The sequence below is a fragment of the Flectobacillus roseus genome, from assembly GCF_030056595.1.
GTDB classification, from domain to species: domain Bacteria; phylum Bacteroidota; class Bacteroidia; order Cytophagales; family Spirosomataceae; genus Flectobacillus; species Flectobacillus roseus.
The window spans coordinates 89,231-112,359 of record NZ_JASHIF010000007.1 but is presented as its reverse complement, the minus strand read 5'-3'; the positions used below and the strand labels follow the sequence as shown (position 1 = coordinate 112,359).

16 protein-coding genes are annotated in these 23,129 nt (G+C 37.6%); 8 read left to right on the top strand and 8 right to left on the bottom strand.

The window, feature by feature from the left end:
* Positions 1-3 precede the first annotated feature (3 nt).
* From QM524_RS07595 to QM524_RS07570, 6 genes are all read right to left on the bottom strand, one after another.
* A complete protein-coding gene (locus QM524_RS07595) occupies positions 4-2,973 on the bottom strand; it encodes a DUF4132 domain-containing protein (RefSeq protein ID WP_283344113.1) in 2,970 nt (989 codons plus the stop codon).
* A 206-nt stretch (positions 2,974-3,179) separates the two neighbouring features.
* Positions 3,180-6,131: a DUF4132 domain-containing protein gene (locus QM524_RS07590; protein ID WP_283344112.1), complete on the bottom strand. Its 2,952-nt coding sequence runs from the start codon at positions 6,129-6,131 to the stop codon at positions 3,180-3,182.
* Positions 6,128-8,395 (bottom strand): DUF5682 family protein, encoded by a 2,268-nt coding sequence (locus tag QM524_RS07585; protein ID WP_283344111.1) that lies wholly within the window; start codon positions 8,393-8,395, stop codon positions 6,128-6,130. Before QM524_RS07585 ends, QM524_RS07590 begins: the two co-directional genes overlap by 4 nt.
* 372 nt (positions 8,396-8,767) lie before the next feature.
* Positions 8,768-9,847, bottom strand: coding sequence for an ATP-binding protein (locus tag QM524_RS07580; protein WP_166579876.1), 1,080 nt, complete (start codon positions 9,845-9,847; stop codon positions 8,768-8,770).
* A 59-nt stretch (positions 9,848-9,906) separates the two neighbouring features.
* The gene (locus QM524_RS07575) at positions 9,907-11,424 is read right to left on the bottom strand and encodes a DUF5691 domain-containing protein (protein ID WP_449757796.1); all 1,518 of its coding nucleotides are present in this window, start codon (positions 11,422-11,424) and stop codon (positions 9,907-9,909) included.
* A gap of 66 nt (positions 11,425-11,490) precedes the next feature.
* A complete protein-coding gene (locus QM524_RS07570) occupies positions 11,491-12,855 on the bottom strand; it encodes an SWIM zinc finger family protein (protein ID WP_283344109.1) in 1,365 nt (454 codons plus the stop codon).
* 260 nt (positions 12,856-13,115) lie between these two features.
* Between QM524_RS07570 and QM524_RS07565 the strand changes: the two genes are divergently transcribed.
* The 8 genes from QM524_RS07565 to QM524_RS07530 all read left to right on the top strand — a co-directional run bounded on the left by QM524_RS07565 (position 13,116) and on the right by QM524_RS07530 (position 20,843).
* Positions 13,116-14,750 carry a CotH kinase family protein gene (locus QM524_RS07565; RefSeq protein ID WP_283344108.1) on the top strand — a complete coding sequence of 545 codons (1,635 nt, stop codon included), beginning with the start codon at positions 13,116-13,118 and terminating at the stop codon, positions 14,748-14,750.
* A 501-nt stretch (positions 14,751-15,251) separates the two neighbouring features.
* On the top strand, positions 15,252-16,019 hold the full coding sequence (gene sufC, locus QM524_RS07560) for a Fe-S cluster assembly ATPase SufC (RefSeq protein WP_283344107.1): 768 nt from the start codon (positions 15,252-15,254) through the stop codon (positions 16,017-16,019).
* A gap of 76 nt (positions 16,020-16,095) precedes the next feature.
* Positions 16,096-17,412 carry a Fe-S cluster assembly protein SufD gene (sufD, locus tag QM524_RS07555; RefSeq protein WP_283344106.1) on the top strand — a complete coding sequence of 439 codons (1,317 nt, stop codon included), beginning with the start codon at positions 16,096-16,098 and terminating at the stop codon, positions 17,410-17,412.
* Positions 17,413-17,767: 355 nt separating this feature from the next.
* A complete protein-coding gene (locus QM524_RS07550; RefSeq protein WP_095160365.1) occupies positions 17,768-18,202 on the top strand; it encodes a GNAT family N-acetyltransferase in 435 nt (144 codons plus the stop codon).
* A 5-nt stretch (positions 18,203-18,207) separates the two neighbouring features.
* On the top strand, positions 18,208-19,440 hold the full coding sequence (locus QM524_RS07545) for a cysteine desulfurase (RefSeq protein WP_283344105.1): 1,233 nt from the start codon (positions 18,208-18,210) through the stop codon (positions 19,438-19,440).
* Between the two features lie 98 nt (positions 19,441-19,538).
* Positions 19,539-19,955: a SufE family protein gene (locus tag QM524_RS07540; RefSeq protein ID WP_095160367.1), complete on the top strand. Its 417-nt coding sequence runs from the start codon at positions 19,539-19,541 to the stop codon at positions 19,953-19,955.
* Positions 19,956-20,018: 63 nt separating this feature from the next.
* A complete protein-coding gene (locus QM524_RS07535) occupies positions 20,019-20,330 on the top strand; it encodes a DUF59 domain-containing protein (RefSeq protein ID WP_095160368.1) in 312 nt (103 codons plus the stop codon).
* A gap of 99 nt (positions 20,331-20,429) precedes the next feature.
* Positions 20,430-20,843 (top strand): BrxA/BrxB family bacilliredoxin, encoded by a 414-nt coding sequence (locus QM524_RS07530; protein WP_095160369.1) that lies wholly within the window; start codon positions 20,430-20,432, stop codon positions 20,841-20,843.
* A gap of 67 nt (positions 20,844-20,910) precedes the next feature.
* Here QM524_RS07530 and QM524_RS07525 read toward each other — a convergent pair whose 3' ends face one another.
* Positions 20,911-22,314, bottom strand: coding sequence for a tetratricopeptide repeat protein (locus QM524_RS07525; RefSeq protein WP_283344104.1), 1,404 nt, complete (start codon positions 22,312-22,314; stop codon positions 20,911-20,913).
* Between the two features lie 326 nt (positions 22,315-22,640).
* Positions 22,641-23,093, bottom strand: a complete 453-nt coding sequence (locus QM524_RS07520) for a DinB family protein (protein WP_283344103.1) — start codon at positions 23,091-23,093, stop codon at positions 22,641-22,643.
* Between the last annotated feature and the right edge of the window lie 36 nt (positions 23,094-23,129).

Here is a 23,129-nt window from a genome sequence, read left to right as displayed (position 1 = left end):
TGCTTAATTTCCGTTTGCTCTACTATCGTTTTCTTTAAAAAACTGCATATCTGCCATTACTTCTGAGTAAATGATAGGGGAGATTTGCTCAAATGGAATGAGTCTTGGGTCACTCTCTTTTCTTGGTTCATACGAACCAAGATTAAAATTAATGCTACCACTTTTGACAAACATCAAATTACCTATTATGGCAGTACCTTCCATAAAACCTATAGTAAATTCCCCTTCTTGAGTAAATACTGCAGAAATACCTTCATTAGCAAAATCTTTATAATAATTGCCAATACGTCCATTATCTACGACAGAGCCTCTTAACCAACCTCTTTTTTCAAGACAGGATAAGAGTTTATAAGCAGACATCTCTATGCCTTTGTAATTCGCAGAAAGTTTTGTTCCTCTATTTTGTTCATTAAAATTAATAACGGTACGGTTGAGCTGTAAAAATGCAGGTTGGAGATTTTCATCGCTCAATACCTCCGACCAGTAGGCAACTATATCTTTGGTAAGGTCAATAGGATGTACAATTCTGATAAAAAGACCATTTTCAAATTCTACCTCATCCCCATTTTGATTGATACAGGTTTGATCTTCTTGAACTTTGAAAGTAAATAATAATTGTTTATGCTCATTGTATGCACCCCAAACCAATCTGGTAGCATAAACAAACATCAAAGGGTTATTTAGGAAAAGGTTTTGCCATTTTTCTGTTTCCCACTGACGCTGAATAATCAGATATTGCTCCAAACGGTAGGTTTGAGATTTAACAAGTTCCTTTATTTCTTTCCCCATTTCTTTATATTCATTCTGTAATTCAACAGAGGCACTTTTAGGTAAAGACTTTAGGGTTTTATTGCTTTCATTTAAAAATAAGATTTTGAAATCTTGATTAATAAATGCTCTGTATTCCTGACCATCTAACTCAAAGGTTTTAAATAATCCTTCAAAACCAAAATCAGGAACTATTTGGTCGGCAAGGTCATAAGGATCAATATTTAGTTCCTGTGCGGCAAGTTCGAATGCCTCTATGGCTGCTTTTCCAATATTTTTGTATTTGGACTTAAATTTTCTAGATAGATATTCAACTTCACGTAGGGCTTGGGTACTTCCGTTGAGAGCTATGGCTTTGACAACATACTCTGCCATTTTTCCACGATTATTTTCAGTCAACTCAAATACCTTTTTTCTAAGTGTGCGAATAACACTAGCATCACCCATAGTGCTGGCTAAGGTTAGGCAAAACTTAAGATTGGCAGGTGCATCATTAGTGAAGAATATATGAACTAAACTGTTAGCATATTCATGTGTTCGATTCATGTCGATATGTTCTAGCAACCATTTTGCTTCAAAGTCAAAACCAATTTCCTTGATTCTACTCATACGGTAGTATAAAAATCTTACCTCGTTTGTATTCAAAGGCGTACCATCTTTAAAGTACAGAGGGAATATTTCTTTGTCATCCAACCATGGTGCGAGTGGAGTCGAAAGCTTTGCTCTTTTTTCTGCATAGTCAATTTTAGCCTTAATTTCCTCAATTGTACATGGTTTACTAATCATTTGGTTCAACAGTTCGACATAACTGTCTCGAATATCATCATTAGGTTCTAGTTCTAAAAAATCATAAATTATCTTTTGGGTCTCTGCAGTATCCAGCGCCTCTAATAGACTCATTCCCATTTGTCTTGTGTATGCCTTTTTAGAGCGTAATAGTTCTGTAGCTTGCGGAATGGCGGCATTACCAAGTATTGCTAAAAATTTACCTGCTATTTTATTGAGCTCTATTGAGTTTGTTTTACTAATATCCCAAATCTGAGGTAAGTATGCGTGATAATCTAATTTTTGGGCTAAATTCAATGAACATTGTAATTGTTTGGGAGAAAATCGATAGAATTGTACCATATTGGTGTAAATTTTTTCAACATCCTCTCTATCCAATATTTCAGTAATTACTTCAATAACATCGTAAGGTAAGAAGTACCGTTTTGACATCTCGAAGAGTTTATCACTGATTATGGGCTTATACTTTGCAGGGTGCAAATTCGATAAGTAAGATATACAAATCCTCAAATAAGATTTTGAAGAGTACTCATCAATTAAATAATGATTATTTTTGATAAAATACTGTACTTGCTTTTCAAAAATATCATTGTAGTATGACTCTTGAAAAGCTTGAATATGATTGGGTATATACTTTTGTAATAACTGAAATAGCTTCCATTTGGATTCGATATCTTCTGTTTTATGAAATATATTCTCTAGTATGGAACCGTATTGATCTCCCTGATAAGCTAGAATAGTTTCTATATATTTAAAGGCATTTTTTAGTTTGGTGTCTTGGCTTCTGCTCCATAAGTTAACTTGAGGAATAAGATTTCTATGAAAACCTTTCAAGAAAAGTTTAGTTAAATCTGGTCTTTTAACAAGAAACAAATCAAGTAAAGAGTGATAGTCAAGAGAAAATGCCTCATTTAGGGAAGCCAAATTAGCATCTGTGTTTTCTAAAACATATTCACCTAGTGCTGTAGGCTTATCATTTACTACAAGAGGTTGAACTTTTGACATCCAATAAATTAATCCTCCAAAGTCGTTTGTGTAGGTATTTATCTTAGCAAGTATGCGATCTATTTTGGATATACTAGTATATTCAAAAATCTGGGCATTCGCCCACGATAGTAATGCTTGAAATAAGTATTCAGGTTTAGGCATGTAGCTATTGGCTTTCGGAATAGATAGAAACCAATGTTTAGTTTGTCTCAATTCTACTACCTTTTCTTCCCATTCATCCCATTCCTCTATAGGGCCAAGAAGCGTTTCTAAAGGAATTATTTCTAAGCTACGTACATTAATCTCGGGAACATACTCAGAATTACCTGTTAGGTAATTGAGGAGTTTGTCATATTCTTGCGTTTCCTTTTGATACAAGGGTAGAGCTTTAGTATTGGCGATGTAAGTTTCAAGTGCTGTAGTGTTTTTCATGATTGTGTAATGCCTAAAAGTGATGCTCATAACTGAAGTGCACTTTTTGAGCGTTGATGGTTATTTTTTTGTAGTGTTAAGTTTTGAAAATGAATGCATATAGCAAATACCTATGGTTTTTTGAATAGGTATTTGCTATAACAATGAGAATTGATTTCTAATAAATGTTTGTTAGCCTCGTGGAATAATAGTGTGGATTTTTGGATTTATAAAGAGGGTTCAGCATTACCGTTGGTTACTCTACTATCGTTCTCTTTAAAATACTGCATATCTGCCATTACTTCTGAGTAAATGATAGGGGAGATTTGCTCAAATGGAATGAGTCTTGGGTCGTTTGTATGCCCTGGCTCGTCATAGGTATAACTTCCGAAGTCAACACTGCCGTATTTCACAAACATTAGATTGCCAATGCCACCAATTGAATCCAAATAACCTACACATACATCTCCTTCTTGTGTGATGATAGCGGTAATGCCCTCTTCTGCAAAGTCTTTGTAATAATTGCTGATGAAGCCACCATCGACTACCGAACCCCTAAACCAACCTCTTTTTTCTAGAACAGAAACGAATGTATATCCTGACATCTCGATGCCTCTGAACTTAGACGAAATAAGTGTTCCTTTATCCGCTGAATCAAAATTGACAACTTCGCGGTTGAGTTGTAAAAATGCAGGCGATAGCCCTTCATCCTCTAATACTTCAGACCAATAGTTGATGGTCGCGGTCTCGAGGATTAGTGGGTGCACCATTCGTATCATTTGTCCTTCTTGGAATTCTACTTCGTCGCCTTCTTGGTTGATACAAGTTTGGTCTTCCTGTACTTTGAAGGTAAATAACAATTGTTTTTGTTCGTTGAAAGCGCCCCATATTAGTCTCGTAGCGTACACAAACATGATGGGGTTGTTTAGGAAAAGGCTCTGCCATTTTTCAGTATCCCATTGACGCTGAATAATGAGGTATTGTTCCAAACGAGGTGTTTGAGATTTTACAATGTCTTTGATTTCCTTGCCTATTTCTTTAAACTCATCTTGCAAGGCTACAGGCGTACCTTTTGGGAGAGCTTTTAGGGTTTTGTTATCTTCATTCAAGAATAAGATTTTGAAATCTTGATTGACAAAAGCACGATATTCGTGTCCATCGACTTCAAAGGTTTTAAATAATCCTTCAAAGCCAAAATCAGGAATAATTTGGTCAGCTAAATCGTATGGCGAGATTCCTAGCTCTTCGGCAACCAATGAAAAAGACTCCGTTGCAGCAGCGCCGACGTTTTTATTTTTGTTTTTATATTTTCTAGAAAAGAACTCCACATGACGCAAGGCCTCTGTTCCGCCATTGAGCGCTAATGCCTTTACGACATATTCTGCCATTTTACCGCGATTGTTATCGGCAAATTCTTGCACCTTATTTCGCAATTGACGGATGACAGTAGTATCTCCAAAAATACTAGCAAGTGTCAAACAGAATTTGAAATTAGCCAGTGCACCATTGATAAAATAGGTATCTAGTAGACTAGAGGCATATTCGTTGTTTTTGTTGGTGTCCAAATGCTCAATCAGCAATTTTGCTTCAAGGTCAATGCGGATTTCTTTGGCACGACTCATACGGTAATGCAAGAAACGAAACGCCTCAACGCTTAGTTGCGAACCATCTTTGAAATATAGCGGAGGAAGTATCTTTTCATCGAGCCAAGGTGTTAAAGGGGTATTGAGCTTTCCTCTTTTTTGAGCAAGGGCTATTTTGGTATTAATTTCTGCTAAAGAGTTTTGTTGGCTAACTAAGTGACGCAATGATTCCAAAATGATATCACGAGCCTCATCATTCTTTTCCTGTTCCAAAAGATCTACCAAAATGGCTTTTGATTCATCGGTATTGATAAGCGATAAAATCAAAAATCCCATTTGTCGGGCTTCCAACTTTTTAGATTTGGTTAGTTCAGAAGCATTAGGAATAGCATCAGGACCTAATTTGCTTAATAGCCCTGCACCAAATCTGCGTAACTCTTTCGACTTGTTTTTACTCAGATCCCAGAAATACTGTTGGTGCGAGCGAAAATCAAGTGTTTCAATGATTTTGAAGTATTTTTTGAAATAATCTTTATCATTCCAGTAAAGATTATTTGGGTCTTGATGTAGAGCTTCTATTAAAATATCTAAACCCTCTTCTTTCAATTCATTTGCAATCGCTACTAATAGGTCAACTGGTATTGAATAGATATTACGAAGTTCATTTTGGAATAGCTTTTTAGTTTCCTGTGTTTCTTTTTTTATCAAAAAATTAAAGCAGTGAGCTAACACAGTGATTGGCTCTGGTCCATAAATATATTGATTGGCATAGTTTGTACTACACCAATTCAATTCGATGGAAAGCGTTTTTTGAAGAGTTTCTAGTTCAAGCGGGTTATATTTTTCGGGAAACTTTTTAGCTAAAAATTCATACTGTTTAATGAATACGTAGCTATTCTTTAGGTTTTGCCATTTGCCGAAGATGAGTGGTTCATATTTTGTTGAATCCTCATCTAGTAACAAATCAGTTATATTCAATATGTTGTCATCGACAATCAATGAGTCGATTATTGACGCTAAAAATTCCTCTTGCTTAGAGGATAGAAGAAACATTACAAGGAGGGTTTTCTCATTAGCTTCTACACTGGTATTTAACAAAATTGGATTATAATGTTGATTGTTAAGTAGAAGATAATGACCCCATTTGGTCAAATTATGATTTCCATCAACGAAAAAAGTCTTTGTATTTACGTAGTAAATTAATAGTGCTTCATCAGTAATAAAACGACTTGCTAATTGGAGTACCTTGGTTATTTCAAGGTTATTCTTGCTTTGGAGTATTTGCTCACTGACCCAATCGGTAAAATCGCGAAAGCCACCATAGGTTGAAAATCCCAATGCTTGAGGTTCATTCCAATAGGAAGGTTGAGTTATCAACGCCATGATTTTGTCTTCCCATTCATCCCATTCGTCAACATCGCCCAGTAGTTGCTCAAGTCCAGTGATGACCCAATAGTTTTGTATAGTAAATACTGGAATCGTAGGGTCATCACTTCTCAAATATTCGACGCATTTTTCAAAGTCAACACTAGCTTGTACATAGGCTGAGTTTTTTAGATTGTCGATAAAGTTCTCTAATTTCTCTAAATTTTTCATAGTCTAGTAATTCCCAAAAGTGTGTCTAACATAGGCAGTACACCTTCGGCGAGTTGATGGTTAAAGTTTTTGTTAATAGTGGTAAATTCTTGTGATTGAATCATAGTGCCTACCTTGGCTTTTTGGCCAAGTTGTTGGCGTTCGTTAGGTACAAAATGAGAAAAGGTACGTCGTAAAATGGGTAATAGTTCTGTGAAATATTCCTGTGGAAGTTCCGCTACCCATTTGTAAAGTAGATTCCAAAGGACATGGTCATATATCAAAATCATACCACTTCCTTTGAGGAATCCTTCGAGCCAACCTGCCGAAAAATTGGGTTCTTGTCCTTGTGACAGTGCCCAAGCAAATCGCTCTGCTGTTTCTTCGATAGTAATCACTTGAGCATCGAGTAGTAGGCGACAAGTACATCCTTGAATGATACCATGAACGCCATCTTTATTCAATAGCTTTTTGAGGGTATCAAACCATAGCTGGGTCAGTTCGTCGTTTTCGATGAGCTTGGTAGCCTCATTTACTTGTTGGATATGCCCGAATACTTTTCTTGAGTTGTCATCATCGAGTCCGAAACAGGTATTGGGTAAGCCTATACAGATGCGGGTGAGGAGACTATCCACTATCAGACGAATTGCTCCTAAGTCTGTTTTGCGAACATTTCCGTATCTGCTTACTTCCACCATAGGCTTAAGGGCAGTCATTAAGTCTAAAATATCGGCTGAAATGGCAGCGACTTCGTCGATTTTTTTAAGCAAAAATTCAATTGCTACAAATAGCTCAGCAGGAATTGCTTTTTGGATATTGTCGGCAATTTTTCCAATATTTTGTGATTTTTGGCTCGTATCTATTAGGTATTTGGTACAAGCATCTTCGAGGGTATTGCCCCAAACGGCCTTATCAATCAAGGACAGGTACATTTCGGGCTTCCAAGCCAAAGTCCATGCTTCTTTAAAAGTTCCTTTGCTACGGGCGTAGACTTTGTGTCCCCAATTGATTTCTAAAATATCCAAGCGATGAATCATCTTACTTCGACTGAGGTCTAACTCTTTTCGAAGATCTAATTCATATTCTTTCTTTTCGGCAGTCAGTGCCAAACGATTACTTTTTGCCAGTTTTTCAAAGTCAAGCTGTAGCGGAACCTTGGGTAATTCGTCAGGAATTTCGCCCAAGCGATTGGCTACAATAAGTTTATCTTTAACCAAGCTCAGCAAAATGGTATCGCCCATACACATGACGGTTTGGGTGGCTTCGTTGAGTTCAAGCAAACCAATTCTAGAAAGTCCACGCAAACTAGTTAAGGTTTCGGCTAAACGAAATGCCTCTATGACGTGGGCTGTAGATATATCAACTTGTTTTTTTCGGAAAAGCCTTGCCACGTGACTCAGCCATTCTATCGCAAAATCAGGGTTATTACCTTTTTTCCACAAAAAGTCATACCAACCTGGCGAGGTAATCCCTGCACCATATCCTGAGTGCATGGATAAACGCTGATTTGTCCAAGGAATCCAAGTAGTAGCTACTTTGATTTTAGTTTTGGGTAAAGACTTTAAAAGTTTCGTATCCGCTTTGGCGGTAGAGTTTACATCGAGTAGGGCAGGAGCGTGCCAAGCACCACAAACAACTACAATATTGCTGTAAAGTTCGTTTTGAGCCTTTCGGATAATCTCACGCATATAGGCTTCGCGGGCAATATTTTCTTCATCCAAAACGGATGGGATATTGGCTTGGCGAAGCTCCGACATCATGAGCATTACAGCATCAAAATGTTCTTTGGCACTGTTAGAAATATAGTTATGCTCGAAATGATGTTCCCACCAAAGCTCCGAATTGTCATAACCTGCTATTTCAGCAAAGTAGGCAATTGGATCTTTATGGATAGGCGGAGGCGCTACAGGTTCAGTCTCTTCGCTATCGGCTTCTTCTATTGTCTCATTTTCTTTTTCATTCTTTTTTTGTTGAAAACCTATTGCCAAAGGTAAATCCAACATTCTTACCGGAATTTGGCGTTGGTTGGCATAAAGGATTGCTTGCCATTCAGGTGAAAACTCCGCAAAAGGGTAGAATGTCGCCTGTTGAGGGTCGTCTACGTTATAACCAAGTACAGCCACAGGAGGACGAAGCTGTTCGTTGCCTATCCAAGAAATAATCGAATCTAGTTCTGGAGCACCTTCTACCAATACCATATCTGGCTGGATTTGCTCCAACATTTCGATTACATTTTGGGTCGAACCTACCCCATGATGTCGTATTCCCAAAATTGTTAAGGGCATAATTTTGAGTGCAGATTTAAGCGTTAAGGATTCTGTTTGTCATGAATTTGTCTTGTTAAAATAATAGCAAGTTTCTGTGTTGTAAATTATTGTAAATGAGTATATTGTGTATTTGTATTTGTTTGGTGAAATCCTGTTGTTTGAGCCGCAGGCGAGTTTAGGATTTCTTGACTTTCTTTTGCGGCCGCCGCGCGGTTACTTTTCTTGTGTTAGACGGGCACGCCTAGTGAAGAAAAGTAAAGAGTGTCGAAAGGGAAATTAGTTTTATCAACAAAGGCTAAACAATTTTTTAACATTCTCTAAATTGAAATAGGCACTAAGTATGGAAGTTTTAGTTCAAAATTCTCATACCTGACTCTTCTTATTTAATTTCTACAATACAATCTCTTTACAAGCACGATACACATCTTTCCAGTCTTCTCGTGTTTTGATGACTGTTTCTAGGTATTCATTCCAAACGACTTTATCTTGAATGGGGTCTTTTACTACTGCTCCAACCAAACCAGCGGCTAAATCTTCGGCATTGAGACGACCATCGCCAAAGTGAGCAGCCAAGGCTAAACCATTATTTACTACCGAAATGGCTTCGGCGGTACTCATGGTACTTGATGGCGTTTTGATTTTGGTTTTGCCGTCGGCTGTTACCCCAGCGCGCAACTCACGGAAAATGGTTACAATTCTTTGAATTTCTTTTAAAGCAGGAGCTTCCGCAGGAAGTTCTAAGGCTTTTTGTAAACTAGATACACGATGTTGTACAATTTCTACTTCTTCCTTCATAGTTTCAGGAACAGGTAAAATCACTGTGTTAAAACGACGTTTTAGGGCACCAGATAATTCGTTTACTCCTTTGTCACGGTTGTTGGCAGTGGCAATGACATTAAATCCTCTTACCGCTTGGACTTCCATGTTTAGCTCTGGAATTGGGAGCATTTTTTCTGATAAAATGGTAATTAAAGTGTCCTGAACATCAGCCGTGATACGTGTTAATTCCTCAATTCTGGCGATTTTTCCTGTACGCATCGCCTGCATCATGGGTGTGGTTACCAAGGCATTTTCGCTTGGCCCTTCCGCTAACAACTTGGCATAATTCCAGCCATAACGAATTGCCTCTTCACTAGTCCCAGCGGTACCTTGAACGAGCAATGTCGAATTTCCTGAAATAGCTGCCGCCAAATGCTCTGCTACCCATGACTTAGCAGTACCAGGCAAACCATATAATAGTAGCGCGCGGTCGGTGGTAAGTGTGGCTACGGCAATTTCCATCAAGCGACGATTACCGATGTATTTGGGTGAAACTTCAAAGCCGTTTGGTAATTTTCCTCCCATTAAATATTGCACGACGGCCTGAGGCGAAAGATTCCAACTGGTCGGACGAGTATTTTTATCTTGTTTACTAATTTCTTCTAATTCATGAGCAAATTGCTCTTCTGCGTGTTGACGTAATACGTTCATGGTGTTGAAGGTTTGTGTAAAGCTTGTTTACTGAGCTATTTATTTGGAGTTGTTACAAGCTAAAGTTTTTGTATAAATTCTGATTGAATCATCTCCTTATAATACAAAGAAGATTTCAGTGGAGCTACCACCGAGCGCGTCCACATGTTTTTATGTGCATCAGTTTGAATTGGTTCTGGATAATTGTCAAGTTGTTTGAGTAGCTGAGTCGAAAGACATCTCCCCAAAGCATTCATCAAATCATATTCATACATCAATGTGTAATAGTTTTGAGGATGAATAATCACCGAAGCTAAGACTGATAAAATGAATTTTGAAAATTTTGTAGAATACGCTTGATGCGGATTTAATAAGACAAAATCCTTGAGTATGTTAAGGTTAATAGCATCACTCTTCATCAGAAGTGCCTCTTGTCTTTCCAAGCTTAGAAATTGAACTAAATCAAGCCAATCGTATTTCGAAAAATCAGAATTTGATAAGAAAATATCAATTTGCTCAGGTGTTGCTAGCTTCAGGCTTTTGGTAAAAGAGTTGAGCAATATTGATTCAGGTTTCTCGACAAACTTTTGAACAAGCTTTTGTATATCATTGTCAAAATAGTCGATCAGGTATTGTGGATGTAAGTAGGTTAAGGTTTCAGAAATCCAGTAAAGTTCATCAGAAACACCTCTGAAGGGACTTACAGACTCTAATCCTAAGTTTTCTCTTATCTTGGTTTCTTCCCAGAATTCAGCTACTTCTTTGCTCTTCTCATTAGATTCCAAGTATTTGGGAAGTAATGGCTTGATAAGAGCTGCTACCTTATTGGCCCAGTCGCATCCATAAATGCCTAGCTTTAAGCGAAGGATTATCTTAAGTGTGTCTGAAGTAATATCTTTTGGCTTTTTGATTTGCGCTAGCTCTTCGTACACTTTGTCCAAAAAATCAAGGTCTTGACTAGATAAATGATGAATGAGTTCATTCAGAAAATCTTTAAGGTCTTTTCCCGTTTCCGAACTCCATGAAGCGTCCAAAAGCGCCAAGCCTTCTTGGGGCTTTTCTTTTCTTAAGTTACTAAAATATAATTTTCGAGCAGAGGGTTTCCCTTCTGTCCAAACATCATCAACCAGAACTCTATCTTTCCAGTCAGGATTAAATTGTGTAAGCCAAAGACCTTTTTTACCAATAATAGGATGTAGTTTTGATCTGAATTTTGAGAAAAATTTATTCAATATTGGCACAATTAAGGTGTCCTGAACAATCAACTGATGTTGCGTACATTGGAGCAGTAAATACTCTACCAAATAAGGATTAACCTTTTCTTCATTTAAAAAACCTTTCCAGATGGCATGGATATTCTTGGAACAATACTCGAATGTTTCTGTGTCAGAAAAAGCCTGAGTAGGGAAAGTGACTTTCTCGTGCATGGTGCCAGCTTTTTCATACAAAAGCGTCATGCTAGAGGCTTTCAGGAAGATATCCTCCGTGTTTTTTTCATTAGCTAGCGCTTTTCGAATAGGTTCGGGTAATGGCTCAAGCTGTAATGGCATTTTGGTTGTACCCAGTAAAGCCGTTTTTTTTAGGTGACTCCAATACATCATATGAATAGCAGAATATGGTTGGTCGAAGGTTGATTTTTATAAGCAATGTTCAAAATAGGAAAGCTAGTCCAATAATAGATAGTCATAATTTTGAACGATGCCCAATGGTATAACAGAATCAAACTGATATAGCACCATAAGAGATACTGCATTGCCACCTGTGATGGCCAACAGTTTCCAGATTTGCTCTTGATTTACGGCTGCATCAATCATCACGATGGTCTCATTTGCATCCTGTAGATAGTATTTGCCTTGATGAAATACGACACGTACTTGCTCTATCAACATAGGAACGGTGTCTATCCAAGGATTTTGTGCTAAAATATCTACCGCTTTAGTATGAACATCGTCCCAAGAATTGCTTCCAGAGATAGCCTCAGGGAGATAATCTACAGTCGAGATATAGTCTTTGACGGTAGCTCTTAAGGGAGTATGACTAGGATAAAAAGCCAAATTTGCATGCGCGATTGTGCCAGGCAAAATAGGCGTTTCAATCGCCATGCCGCCAAACGAAAAATTGAGTACTAGAGCTTTTTTCTGACTTTTAAGTCCCCAAAGCCAATTTTTCTGCATTGTGAGTCCCTCTTCGATAGTGGTTTGTCGACCTAAAACTAACCAGTGATCTTTGATAGTGTCGATATCCTCTCGATCTAATAAATCCTTGGTTTGGATATTCCAACCAATTCTTGCTTTTACTTCCTCCTGAACTAGCGGAGGAAGTTGATCTAAGCGATTGAAGGATTCAATGAGTAAGTATATTTTGGAGATAATCTCTAATGCTTTCTTTTGCCAATCGTCATTTTTAACGAAATCTAGCTTATTAAAAGACTTGACCAATCCTGCTAACCCAGTAGCTTGCGAGTCAACCAATCGGGCAGCCATGCGTTCAAAATAGGGTATGCCTTTTTGAGGAATCGTCAATAGCCCTGCCTGAACAAGATCTTTGAGCCAAAGTTCTAATTCTGCAATACCATTTTGAACCTTCAAATAGCGTTCTTCTTGTCGTTTGGCTTTGGCTTGAGCTTGTTTTTCTGCTTGAGCCGCAATGGTTTCTGGCGATATGGCTTCAGTGGGCTCTTCTACTTTATGGGTTTTAGCACTTCTTTTATTCATCCAATCGCTAACCCATAAAGGTTCCTCGATGGTTGAAGGAATTTGTCCTTCTTTTTGTGCTACTAAAAACAAAAGTCCCAAACCATGTTTACAAGGAAATTTTCTACTCGGACATGAGCATTTGAAGGCAGTATTGTTTAGGTCAACTTGAGTTTGATAGGGATTTTTGCCACTCCCTTGAAGCTCTCCCCACAAGACCCTTTCATTGGATTGGAAATTGAGCCATTTGCGTTCTTGAGACAAGTCTCGTCCTGCTTTTAAAGAAGAAGCGTCTGGAGCAAGCTGTACAACTTGCTCGTCAGTTAAATAGTTCATAGATAAAGTTCAACACTAGGGTAAAAGTTTGGCTTTAAATTTAGCTTGTTTTTTTAGTTAAATACAAATGTTATAGCATCTTTAATTTTAATAAAAATAAAAAAAGTGGTTTTTGTTAAAGATTAAACTGGTTTTTGCCTAAGAAAGTTGACTTTATTCCACTAATAAATAGCTTTAATAGAGAATTTTATCTCAGGATAGATTATCACTATTCGGTCAAAATATTGACTATATTTGCGAATAACTATTCTATTCAAACTATGAAAAAATTATTGTTTCTAACCTTCATTGGTATATTATGTCATCATTTTAGTCCCGCTCAAACCCTCGACCAATCGAATTTGCCCATCTTAAAAATCACCACTAAAAATGGTGCTACCATTCCCGATGAACCTAAGATTTTGGGGACTTTACAACTCATCAATAATGGCAACGGACGGGTGAATACACCTAATGATACGCCCACAGGCTACAATGGTTATTTGGGTATAGAGTTGAGAGGTTCTACCTCCAAAGATTTTTTTCCAAAGAAACCTTATGGCTTTGAACTTTGGGCAGATACAACTGGAAAAAGCCAGAAGATAGCTTTTTTAGGAATGCCTGAAGAATCAGATTGGGTACTCAATGCGAGTTATAATGACAAAACCTTTATGCGAGATGCCCTAACCTATGATATTTCGAATCGTATGGGAAGATACGCTACCCGCACACGCTATTGCGAAATCACATTGAATGGTCGGTACGATGGTTTGTATTTAGTCATGGAAAAAATCAAAAGAGATAAAAATCGTGTCAATATTTCTAGCATTAAAACCACCGATAGCACTGGCGATGCGCTTACGGGTGGGTATATTCTTAAAATTGATAAAGTCAACGGTTCTCCTGCTTGGTCTTGGAAAAATACGATTGGGACGCCAAGTGTACTTTTTCAGGTAGAATATCCCAAATATGCCGATTTGACCTCCAAACAGTTGACTTATATCAAAGGCTGGATGACAACTTTTGAAAAAGAACTTTACGCCAATACTGCACTCGAAAAAGACGCCGCTTGGCGAAATATGATAGATATGGATTCTTTTGTAGACTACTTTATTCTGACCGAACTTACCAAAAATATCGATGGTTATCGACTCAGTACGTATTTCTATAAGGATAAAGATAGTAAAGATGCTCGCCTAAAAATGGGTCCAGCTTGGGATTACAACTTGGCTTATGGCAATGCTGATTATTATGAAGGATACAAAACTACAGGTTGGCAATACCAAATCAACGCTTTGGCTTCTCCCACTGGCGACATTTATCTATCTCCTTTTTGGTGGTCGAAGCTCGTGCAAGATGAAGATTTTAGAACCAAAGCATCAAACCGTTGGGGTGAACTTCGCAAAACAATTTTGGCTACAGAACGTATCAATCAATGGATTGACTCAACGGCTACGATTATAGCTCCTGCGGTAGCACGTAATTTTAAGAGATGGCCAGGGGTTTTAGGAACAAAAGTTTGGCCTAACTATTACGTTGGTACGACTTTTCAGGATGAATTAAATTTTATGAAAGATTGGATTCGTTCGAGATGTTTGTGGCTCGATGGGCAGTTTCAAAGTAAGTCGCTAGTTTTAGGTATTGAAGAGTTTTTTGAACCTAAAAGAAGTCTAACCATTTTCCCAAACCCAGCAGTTTCAAACAGTCAGGTTAGATATGAAGTTATGACAAGGGGGCAAGTAGAAATCTATCTTTATGATTTGTCAGGAAAAAAAGTACATGAGGTAGTCAACCAAAATCAATCTGTGGGAGAATATCAGGTACCATTGAATCGACAATTTCCACAAGGAATTTATATCCTCGACTATCGCCTCGGTGGAATACCTGTGGATAGGACAAAAGTGGTGGTGGAGTAAATAGGGGCAAAGTGAACAGGCACAAAGGGTTTTAGATAGGGGCAAAGTGAACGGGCACAAAGGGTTTTAGATAGGGGCAAAGTGAACGGGCACAAAGGCACAGAGTGTTTTTTAGTGGTAACAGGCACAAAGTTTGCTTGAGAGAACAATACATTCACTTTGTGCCTTTGTGCCTCTGTCCCTTTGCCCCTTCGAGCCTCTGTGCCTGTGTTACTCACCCCCCGCCCAAAGCCAGTCTTAAAAAATCCAAAAAAAAAATCACTGACTTTCGTCATTTTTTTTGAGAAAAATGTGGATAAATATAAACTTTTTCAATTTGTTTAGAGTTGTTCTAAATAAAGTATAGTATTTGAAAAATCCAATAATTAATTTTGTGCCTAAATTAAATAGGTGTTGTCTCCTGACAGATGAAAGTGTACTTTCAAATGATAATCAGTAAGTTTTGATTGAGGAGGCCAATCCTACAACGTTTGTCATAGGTCAAATATCACTACCAAGAAAATGTTAAAGATAAATAACTTACAAGCCAAAATTGGTGAAAAAGAAATTCTGAAAGGAATCAATTTAGAAGTTAAAGCTGGTGAAGTTCACGCTATCATGGGACCAAACGGTTCGGGTAAAAGTACTTTAGCTTCTGTTTTGGCAGGTCGCGAAGATTATGAAGTTACAGGAGGTTCGGTAGATTTCTTTGGCAAAGACCTTTTGGAATTGGCTCCAGAAGAACGCGCTGCTGAAGGTATCTTCCTTGCATTTCAATATCCTGTCGAAATCCCAGGTGTTTCGACTACCAACTTTTTGAAAACTGCGGTAAACGAAATCAGAAAATACCGTGGCGAAGAGCCATTAGATGCTGTTCAGTTTTTGAAAATGTTCAAACAAAAAATGTCTTACGTAAACATCGACCAGTCTTTGTTGAACCGTGCGTTGAACGAAGGTTTCTCTGGTGGTGAGAAAAAACGTAATGAGATTTTCCAAATGGCAGTATTAGAGCCGAAATTGGCAATCCTTGACGAAACTGACTCAGGTTTGGATATCGATGCGCTTCGTATTGTGGCAGAAGGTGTAAACAAATTGAAATCACCAGACAACGCAACTATCGTAGTAACTCACTACCAACGTTTGTTGGACTATATCGTTCCAGACTACGTACACGTATTATATAAAGGTAGAATCGTAAAATCAGGTACAAAAGAATTAGCTCTTGAACTTGAAGAAAGAGGTTACGATTGGATTAAAGCTGAAGTTGACGCTGCTGAAGTAAGCGCTTAATTTTCGGTAATCTTTGAGGCGTTTTACTCAAAGGTAGTAAAGTAACAATCTACCAATTATCAAATCATCGAACAAAATGAATAGTAATACTGATTTGAAGGCACAATTAATTGCTGACTTTAAAGATGCTGAGGGCAAAATGAATGGCGAGGCCAAAAGCCCGATTCATTTGGTACGTCAGCAGGCTTTGCAAACCTTCGATCAATTGGGTTTCCCAACAATCAAGCATGAAGAATGGAAGTATTCTAACGTTAAAAACTTGGTAAACCAATCGTTTGCGTTTAATGCCCCTTCCGACTTTAGTGCTGCTGATGTAGAGCAAATGGCTATTCCAAATTTGGATGGCAATATTTTGTATTTTATCAACGGTGTTTACAACGAAGCTTTAAGTACCATTGTAAGCCCTACAGACGAGGTGGTGATTCTTCCATTGGCGGAGGCGATCAAGTCGCATGCTGATGTGATTGAAAAATATTTCAACCAATATGCCGATTCAGCTGATAATGCTTTTACAGCTGTAAATACTGCTTTTGCTAAAAATGGTGTATTTATTTATGTACCAGAGAAAAAAGTAGTAGAACAACCTATCATCTTGCGTTTTATTGCTGATGCTCGTGAAACTAACGTAGCGGCGCAACCTCGTAACTTGATTGTAGCTGGCAAACGTGCTGAGGTAAAAGTAGCTGAAGCGTTTCGTTCTTTTGGTGAAAATGTATCCTTTACTAATGCTGTTACCGAAGTTTACGTAGCAGAAGAAGCAAACGTTCATTATTACAAAGTACAAAACGAAACAGACCAATCTTATAACATCGGTACAACTGCTGTTTATCAAGAAGGTCGTTCGGTATTTACGGCAAACACCGTAACTGCAAATGGTGGTTTTGTGCGTAACAACCTCAATATCAAAATTGATGGTGAATATGCCGAAGCTAACATGTTTGGTTTGTACATTCCAAACGGAAAACAACACGTAGATAACCACACAGCTGTTGATCATGCCAAACCTAATTCGAACTCAAACGAATTATATAAAGGTATCTTGAAAGATAAGTCAACGGGGGTATTCAACGGTAAAATCTATGTAAGACAGGATGCGCAAAAAACAAATGCCTTCCAGTCTTGCAAAAACGTGTTGATTTCAAACGATGCGACGATGAATACGAAGCCTCAGTTGGAAATTTGGGCAGATGACGTGAAGTGTTCACACGGAACAACAACTGGTCAATTAAACGATGATGCTTTGTTCTATATGCAAGCGCGTGGTATCTCTAAAGATGCTGCTCGTGCTTTGTTGATGTTAGCATTTGCACAAGAAGTAATCGACAAAATGGAAATTCCAGCTATTAAAGAATACTTGGAAGGACTTATTGTTGAAAAAATATATCAAGCGTAAGATTGATCTTAAAGAAAAATCAAAACCGTGTCGGGTATTAAGTAGGTGTGAGTGTTGAATTATGAGTTGTAAATGTAAGTTTTTAATTATCTATGATTAAAGATTTTTATTCATAATTCACAAACTCTACATTCATATTTCAAAGCTTATTACCCGACATATTTATTTTAAGTAGTGGTACAAAATTAATGCAATTTTGAGGCAAGTGGTTGGTTATTAGTTACTTAAAAAGGTAGTCATGTCAAACATGATTTAATCAATTGAAAATGTAAGATATTGATAATTAAAATTTTACATTCACAATTCACAACTCATCATTCAGCACTAATTCATAACTCCTACTTTTTTAGGTACTATGCAAATCAAACTGGTTCAATCACATGAAGATTTGCTTCGATGCTTTCCCGTAATACACGAGCTACGACCACATCTTACTGTAGAGCGTTTTGTGGAAATGTATGAGCAAATGCAAAAGGAGTCCTATCAAATCGCTTTTGTCGAAGAACCAAATCAAGAAATTTGGTCAGCCGTAGGATTCAGATGTATGAATCTGTTTTATGCTGGCAAAATTATCTATATCGACGACCTCAGTACATTGCCCCAAGCGCGTGGAAAAGGTCGAGCCAGTCAGCTCTTAGATTTTATCAAACAGTATGCTATCGAACTAGGCTGTGACGCCATTCATCTTGATTCGGGTCATCAGCGCCACGATGCACATCGTTTGTATCTTCAAAAGAAATTTAGAATTGCTAGCCACCATTTTATTGTAGAACTTCCCAAAAACACGTAACTGCCATGACACTCACCGAAATTGTAGATATTCAAAAAATCAGAGCAGACTTTCCTGTACTAGATCAAGAAATCAATGGGAAAAAATTAGTGTATTTTGATAATGCGGCCACTACTCAAAAGCCTGTCGCGGTTATCAATGCACTGAAGCATTATTATGAATTTGATAATGCCAATATTCACCGTGGGATTCACACTTTGGCCGAACGTGCTACGCGTGATTTTGAAGCTACACGTGAAGCAGTACGTAAATTTTTGGGAGCCGCTTCGACCGAAGAAATTATCTTTACTTCTGGTACTACCAATGGTATCAATTTAGTAGCGAGTACTTACGGACGTAAGTTTATCAAAGAAGGTGACGAAATCATTATCTCAGGACTAGAGCACCATTCGAATATCGTACCTTGGCAAATGCTTTGTGAAGAGAAAGGTATTACGCTCAAAGTAATTCCAGTAAACGATCTTGGCGAGTTGGACATAGAGGTATACGACCAATTACTTTCTGAAAAAGTAAAATTGGTTTCGGTAAACCATGTATCAAACGCCTTGGGAACGATTAACCCAGTGAAAGAAATCATAGCCAAAGCACATGCAGTAGGAGCAGTTGTGATGATTGATGGTGCACAGGCAACTTCTCACTTAGACATTGATGTGCAAGATTTAGACGCAGATTTTTATGCGTTTTCAGCACATAAATTGTACGGACCAACAGGCGTTGGTGCTTTGTACGGCAAAAAAGCCTTACTAGAAGCCATGCCTCCTTATATGGGTGGTGGTGAGATGATTAAAGAAGTGACTTTTGAAAAAACTACCTACAACGAACTTCCTTACAAATTCGAAGCAGGTACACCAAATATCGCTGATGTAGTAGCACTCAAAGCTGCATTGGAATACATGGACTCAATCGGTCGTGATAAAATTGCGGCTCATGAAGATATGCTTTTGCAATATGCTACTGAGCAATTATTACAAATCGAAGGTTTAAGAATAATTGGCGAGGCTAAAAATAAAGTTTCGGTTGCTAGTTTTGTGATTGAGGGGATTCACCCACAAGATATTGGCGTTTTGTTAGACAATTTGGGAGTTGCAGTACGTACAGGTCACCACTGTACACAACCTTTGATGAAACGTTTTAATATTTTTGGAACTACAAGAGCCTCTTTTGCGGTTTATAATACAATTGAGGAAGTTGATCGTTTAATCGCTGGTCTTCACCGTGTGAAGAAAATGCTTGCTTAATATTGTAAGTTTTACAAAGTGAACAAAAAGTAAAAGAACAAACTGATAGAAATATCTACTTTTGCTTACTCAAAATTCACTCATTGAAATAGACACTAATGACTATTAACGAAATTCAAGACGAAATCATCGAAGAGTTCGCACTTTTTGATGACTGGGCAGATAAATACGAGTACATTATTGATATGGGCAAAAAGCTAAAAGGCTTACCCCAAGATCAAAAAACTGAAGATAATATTATCAAAGGTTGTCAAAGTCAGGTGTGGCTTAATGCCCACAAAGAAGGAGACAATTTGATATTCGAAGCCGATTCTGAAGCCGTAATTGTAAAAGGATTGGTAAGTATGTTGATTAGAGTATTATCAGGGCATTCTCCAAAAGAAATCGCTGAATCAGAACTTTACTTCATTGACCAAATTGGTATGAGTCAGCATTTAGCTCAAACTCGTTCAAACGGTTTGGTTTCGATGGTAAAACAAATGAAGAATTACGCAATTGCTTACCAACTCAAGTAAGCATTGTTAAGAAAAGACATTACTATCTTTTTATAAACCACTTAACAAGTTTTTTACAAAACAATGACTGAGGAAGAATTAAAAGAAGAAGTTATTGGGGCGCTTAAAAAGGTATATGACCCCGAAATTCCTGTAGATGTATATGAATTGGGTTTGATTTATGACATCAAGGTTTTTCCAGTAAATAACATATACATTCTCATGACCTTGACTTCGCCTTCTTGCCCATCAGCAGAGCAAATTCCTGTTGAAATTGAGCAAAAAGTTAGAGAAATTGAGGGTGTTTCTGACGTAAGTGTTGAGCTTACTTTTGACCCACCATATTCACAAGATATGATGTCCGAAGTGGCAAAACTTGAGTTAGGGTTTATGTAGTCGATGGCTGTAGGCAATAGGCGATAAGCCTATTGATTATTGCTCAATTACGTTTATATTAAAGAAATTCCAAATTTTTAAATTTGTTTATAAGTAATTATGTATCCAGAACATTTAGTGGCTCCAATGAGAGCTGATATCGTAGAAGGTGGTTTCAAAGAATTGAAATCAGCAAGTGAAGTAGATTCAGTAATGACAGAAAAAGGCACTACTTTGGTGTTTATCAACTCAGTTTGTGGTTGTTCTGCTCGTACTGCTCGTCCAGGCGTGAAAGAAGCGGTTTGGAATTCGGCTAAGAAACCAGATCATTTGTTTACTGTTTTCGCTGGTGTTGACCAAGATGCTACTGCAAAAGTACGTGAGTACTCTTTGCCTTACGCTCCATCATCTCCATCGATTGCGCTTTTCAAAGATGGTGATTTAGTTCATTTTGTTGAGCGTCACCACATCGAAGGTCGTTCGGCTGAGATGATTGCCGCTCACCTTGAAATGGTATTCGAAGAGTTTTGTTAATCGTTGGTTAACCAAAACAAAAAATCCCCAAAGTCTGACTTTGGGGATTTTTTGTTACAAAAGATTTTTACTTTTTCTGATATTGCTCAATAATTCGATAAATCGCTTTTTGAGTTTCTAAATTTTTGAAATATTCAAACATGATTTCATGACCATCAAAATTGAGAATCAATCCTGTTTCCAAGTAATTAAAAGCCTCTCTATATTTTCCTGCCTTAATCAAATAAATCGAAGCACGATAGTACAATTCGGATTCTTCTGGTAATTCGTCGATAGCACTCAACATCAAGTTGGCAGCATCGTCATAATTTCCTTGTTCATGGTTCAATACCGACCATTTAATCCATGCTTCGGTATTTTGAGGGTCTAACTCAGCCGCTTTTTGGTAGGCTTCTAAAGCCGAAACCAAACTGCCCAAATTGGCCTCTGCATCGGCTAATGCGAGCCAGTAATAGGTATTGTGTTTATTAAGTTCAAGGGCTTTTTTAAGAAAATGAATGGCTTCAAACCATTTCTTTTTTTCACACAAACAAATACCAACGCCGAAGTAACCATCATCCCAAAGAGGGTCTAATTTGATGGCGTCCTTGTAATAATGCATTGCCTCATCAAAGCGCTCTTGGCGCTCGATACTTGCTCCTAAACAACAATATACTTCTGGACTTTTATCTTCATGCTCTAAACAATAGCGATAACATTCTTCTGCCTTGGTCCAATTCGTCAAATTCATGTAGGCATTTCCCAGATTGAAATAAGCCGAAGCAAAATCGTCTTGAATGGCCACGGCATATTCATAGGCATTAGCTGCCTCTTCAAATCGTCCTAATTTAGAATAGGCAATACCGATATTATACCAAGCATTTTGTGAATAAGGATCATTGTCGATAAAACTTTCGTAGTAAGGAAGACTTTCTTCTAGCTTACCCGTTATCTCCAAGCTATTGGCCAGCTCATACAGGGCATTTTCATTGTTGGGGTTTACTTCAATTGCCTGTTTGAAAGCCGCTACCGCATTGTGATGGCGTTCCCAACTTTGGTATGCTAAGCCAATATGATAAAATACCTCATCTTTATCTTCAGCGTTTTCGAGGGTTTCTGTCAAGGTTGCAATAGCCGCTTGATAGTCGCCTTTGAGGCTGTAAATGGTTCCTTTTAAAAAAGTAATATCGTTGTCAGATGGATTAAACAACTCTGCACGAGCCAAAATTTCTAGTGCTTCATCATACTCACCAAGGCTGGAACTGAGTTCGGCTTTGCATAGCATCAACTCAACCGAATAAGGATACTGCTCAAGTGCGATTTCGCAAGCTTGAGAAGCCTCTTCGAATTTTCCTTCCTCCATATAATGCTCTACAATTTGCTCAAAAGTATCTAAGTCGAAAAAAGAGCTCTCGGCACGTTTTAACATAGATTCAAAACGTTTTACCGATTGGAGAACATCTTCATGACGGTCTTCAAAGTCTTGTTCCATAATGGTTATAATTGGATAAGATACAATTAATACGAGGTGAAATAACGTTTTTGATTCTTATAATGCCTTATAGCTAGAAATTATAAGAGGTTATTAATAGGGGAACAATCTTCCACAATTATTTTTTACAAAACGACTATTGCTAAGATAAGATTTTATTTTGAAAATTGCAAACGAGAATCTTCCCGAAAACCTGTCTAGAGTAGCTCGAATTTGTTTTGTATTTTTCTAATATGTATCTGTGTTCTATTGTTCAGTCTCGATACTTAATTGATTGAATGAAAGTTGATTAGTTTATCAATAATGGCAAGAGTAATCCGTCTTATTTACGCCTTATCTAACAAGCGTCGGTGATAATTGATTTGACCGAGATGATAAGTAAGGTGAGTAGTAAGATGTGTCAATAAATAGCCTGTTGATGTTTTTTGTTCGAAAACTAATTGAGGATATATTTCCTCTAAAGCCTCTTCTGGTAAAGTATTGAGACTTTCTTTGATTACATCGAGTGTGTCACTGATTTTGTTGACAAGTTCTTTTTTGGATAAACCTTTTTGAGAAAACTCTAAAGGTCTATTTCTGATATACCCCGTTTTGCCAATTTCAGCGCCAATATAGGTATTCAGATTTCCTACTAAATGAAGTACTAAGTTTCCTGCTGAATTATTAATTTCAGGAACAATCGCCCAAATGTTCTCTTCTTGCGAATATTGTACAATTTCGGCTTTAAGTTTTTGTAAATCTCGTTCAAACAGCTGTATTAAAATAGGAATTACATTCATGGTTCGGGGGCTAAATCAAATAAAAATAGAGTTTAT

Excerpts from the sequence above, each read along its gene's own strand:
- QM524_RS07595 (WP_283344113.1), bottom strand. The coding sequence starts at position 2,973 with ATGAAAAACACTACAGCACTTGAAACTTACATCGCCAATACTAAAGCT.
- QM524_RS07590 (WP_283344112.1), bottom strand. The coding sequence starts at position 6,131 with ATGAAAAATTTAGAGAAATTAGAGAACTTTATCGACAATCTAAAAAAC.
- QM524_RS07585 (WP_283344111.1), bottom strand. The coding sequence starts at position 8,395 with ATGCCCTTAACAATTTTGGGAATACGACATCATGGGGTAGGTTCGACC.
- QM524_RS07580 (WP_166579876.1), bottom strand. The coding sequence starts at position 9,847 with ATGAACGTATTACGTCAACACGCAGAAGAGCAATTTGCTCATGAATTA.
- QM524_RS07575 (WP_449757796.1), bottom strand. The coding sequence starts at position 11,424 with ATGTATTGGAGTCACCTAAAAAAAACGGCTTTACTGGGTACAACCAAA.
- QM524_RS07570 (WP_283344109.1), bottom strand. The coding sequence starts at position 12,855 with ATGAACTATTTAACTGACGAGCAAGTTGTACAGCTTGCTCCAGACGCT.
- QM524_RS07565 (WP_283344108.1), top strand. The coding sequence starts at position 13,116 with ATGAAAAAATTATTGTTTCTAACCTTCATTGGTATATTATGTCATCAT.
- sufC (WP_283344107.1), top strand. The coding sequence starts at position 15,252 with ATGTTAAAGATAAATAACTTACAAGCCAAAATTGGTGAAAAAGAAATT.
- sufD (WP_283344106.1), top strand. The coding sequence starts at position 16,096 with ATGAATAGTAATACTGATTTGAAGGCACAATTAATTGCTGACTTTAAA.
- QM524_RS07550 (WP_095160365.1), top strand. The coding sequence starts at position 17,768 with ATGCAAATCAAACTGGTTCAATCACATGAAGATTTGCTTCGATGCTTT.
- QM524_RS07545 (WP_283344105.1), top strand. The coding sequence starts at position 18,208 with ATGACACTCACCGAAATTGTAGATATTCAAAAAATCAGAGCAGACTTT.
- QM524_RS07540 (WP_095160367.1), top strand. The coding sequence starts at position 19,539 with ATGACTATTAACGAAATTCAAGACGAAATCATCGAAGAGTTCGCACTT.
- QM524_RS07535 (WP_095160368.1), top strand. The coding sequence starts at position 20,019 with ATGACTGAGGAAGAATTAAAAGAAGAAGTTATTGGGGCGCTTAAAAAG.
- QM524_RS07530 (WP_095160369.1), top strand. The coding sequence starts at position 20,430 with ATGTATCCAGAACATTTAGTGGCTCCAATGAGAGCTGATATCGTAGAA.
- QM524_RS07525 (WP_283344104.1), bottom strand. The coding sequence starts at position 22,314 with ATGGAACAAGACTTTGAAGACCGTCATGAAGATGTTCTCCAATCGGTA.
- QM524_RS07520 (WP_283344103.1), bottom strand. The coding sequence starts at position 23,093 with ATGAATGTAATTCCTATTTTAATACAGCTGTTTGAACGAGATTTACAA.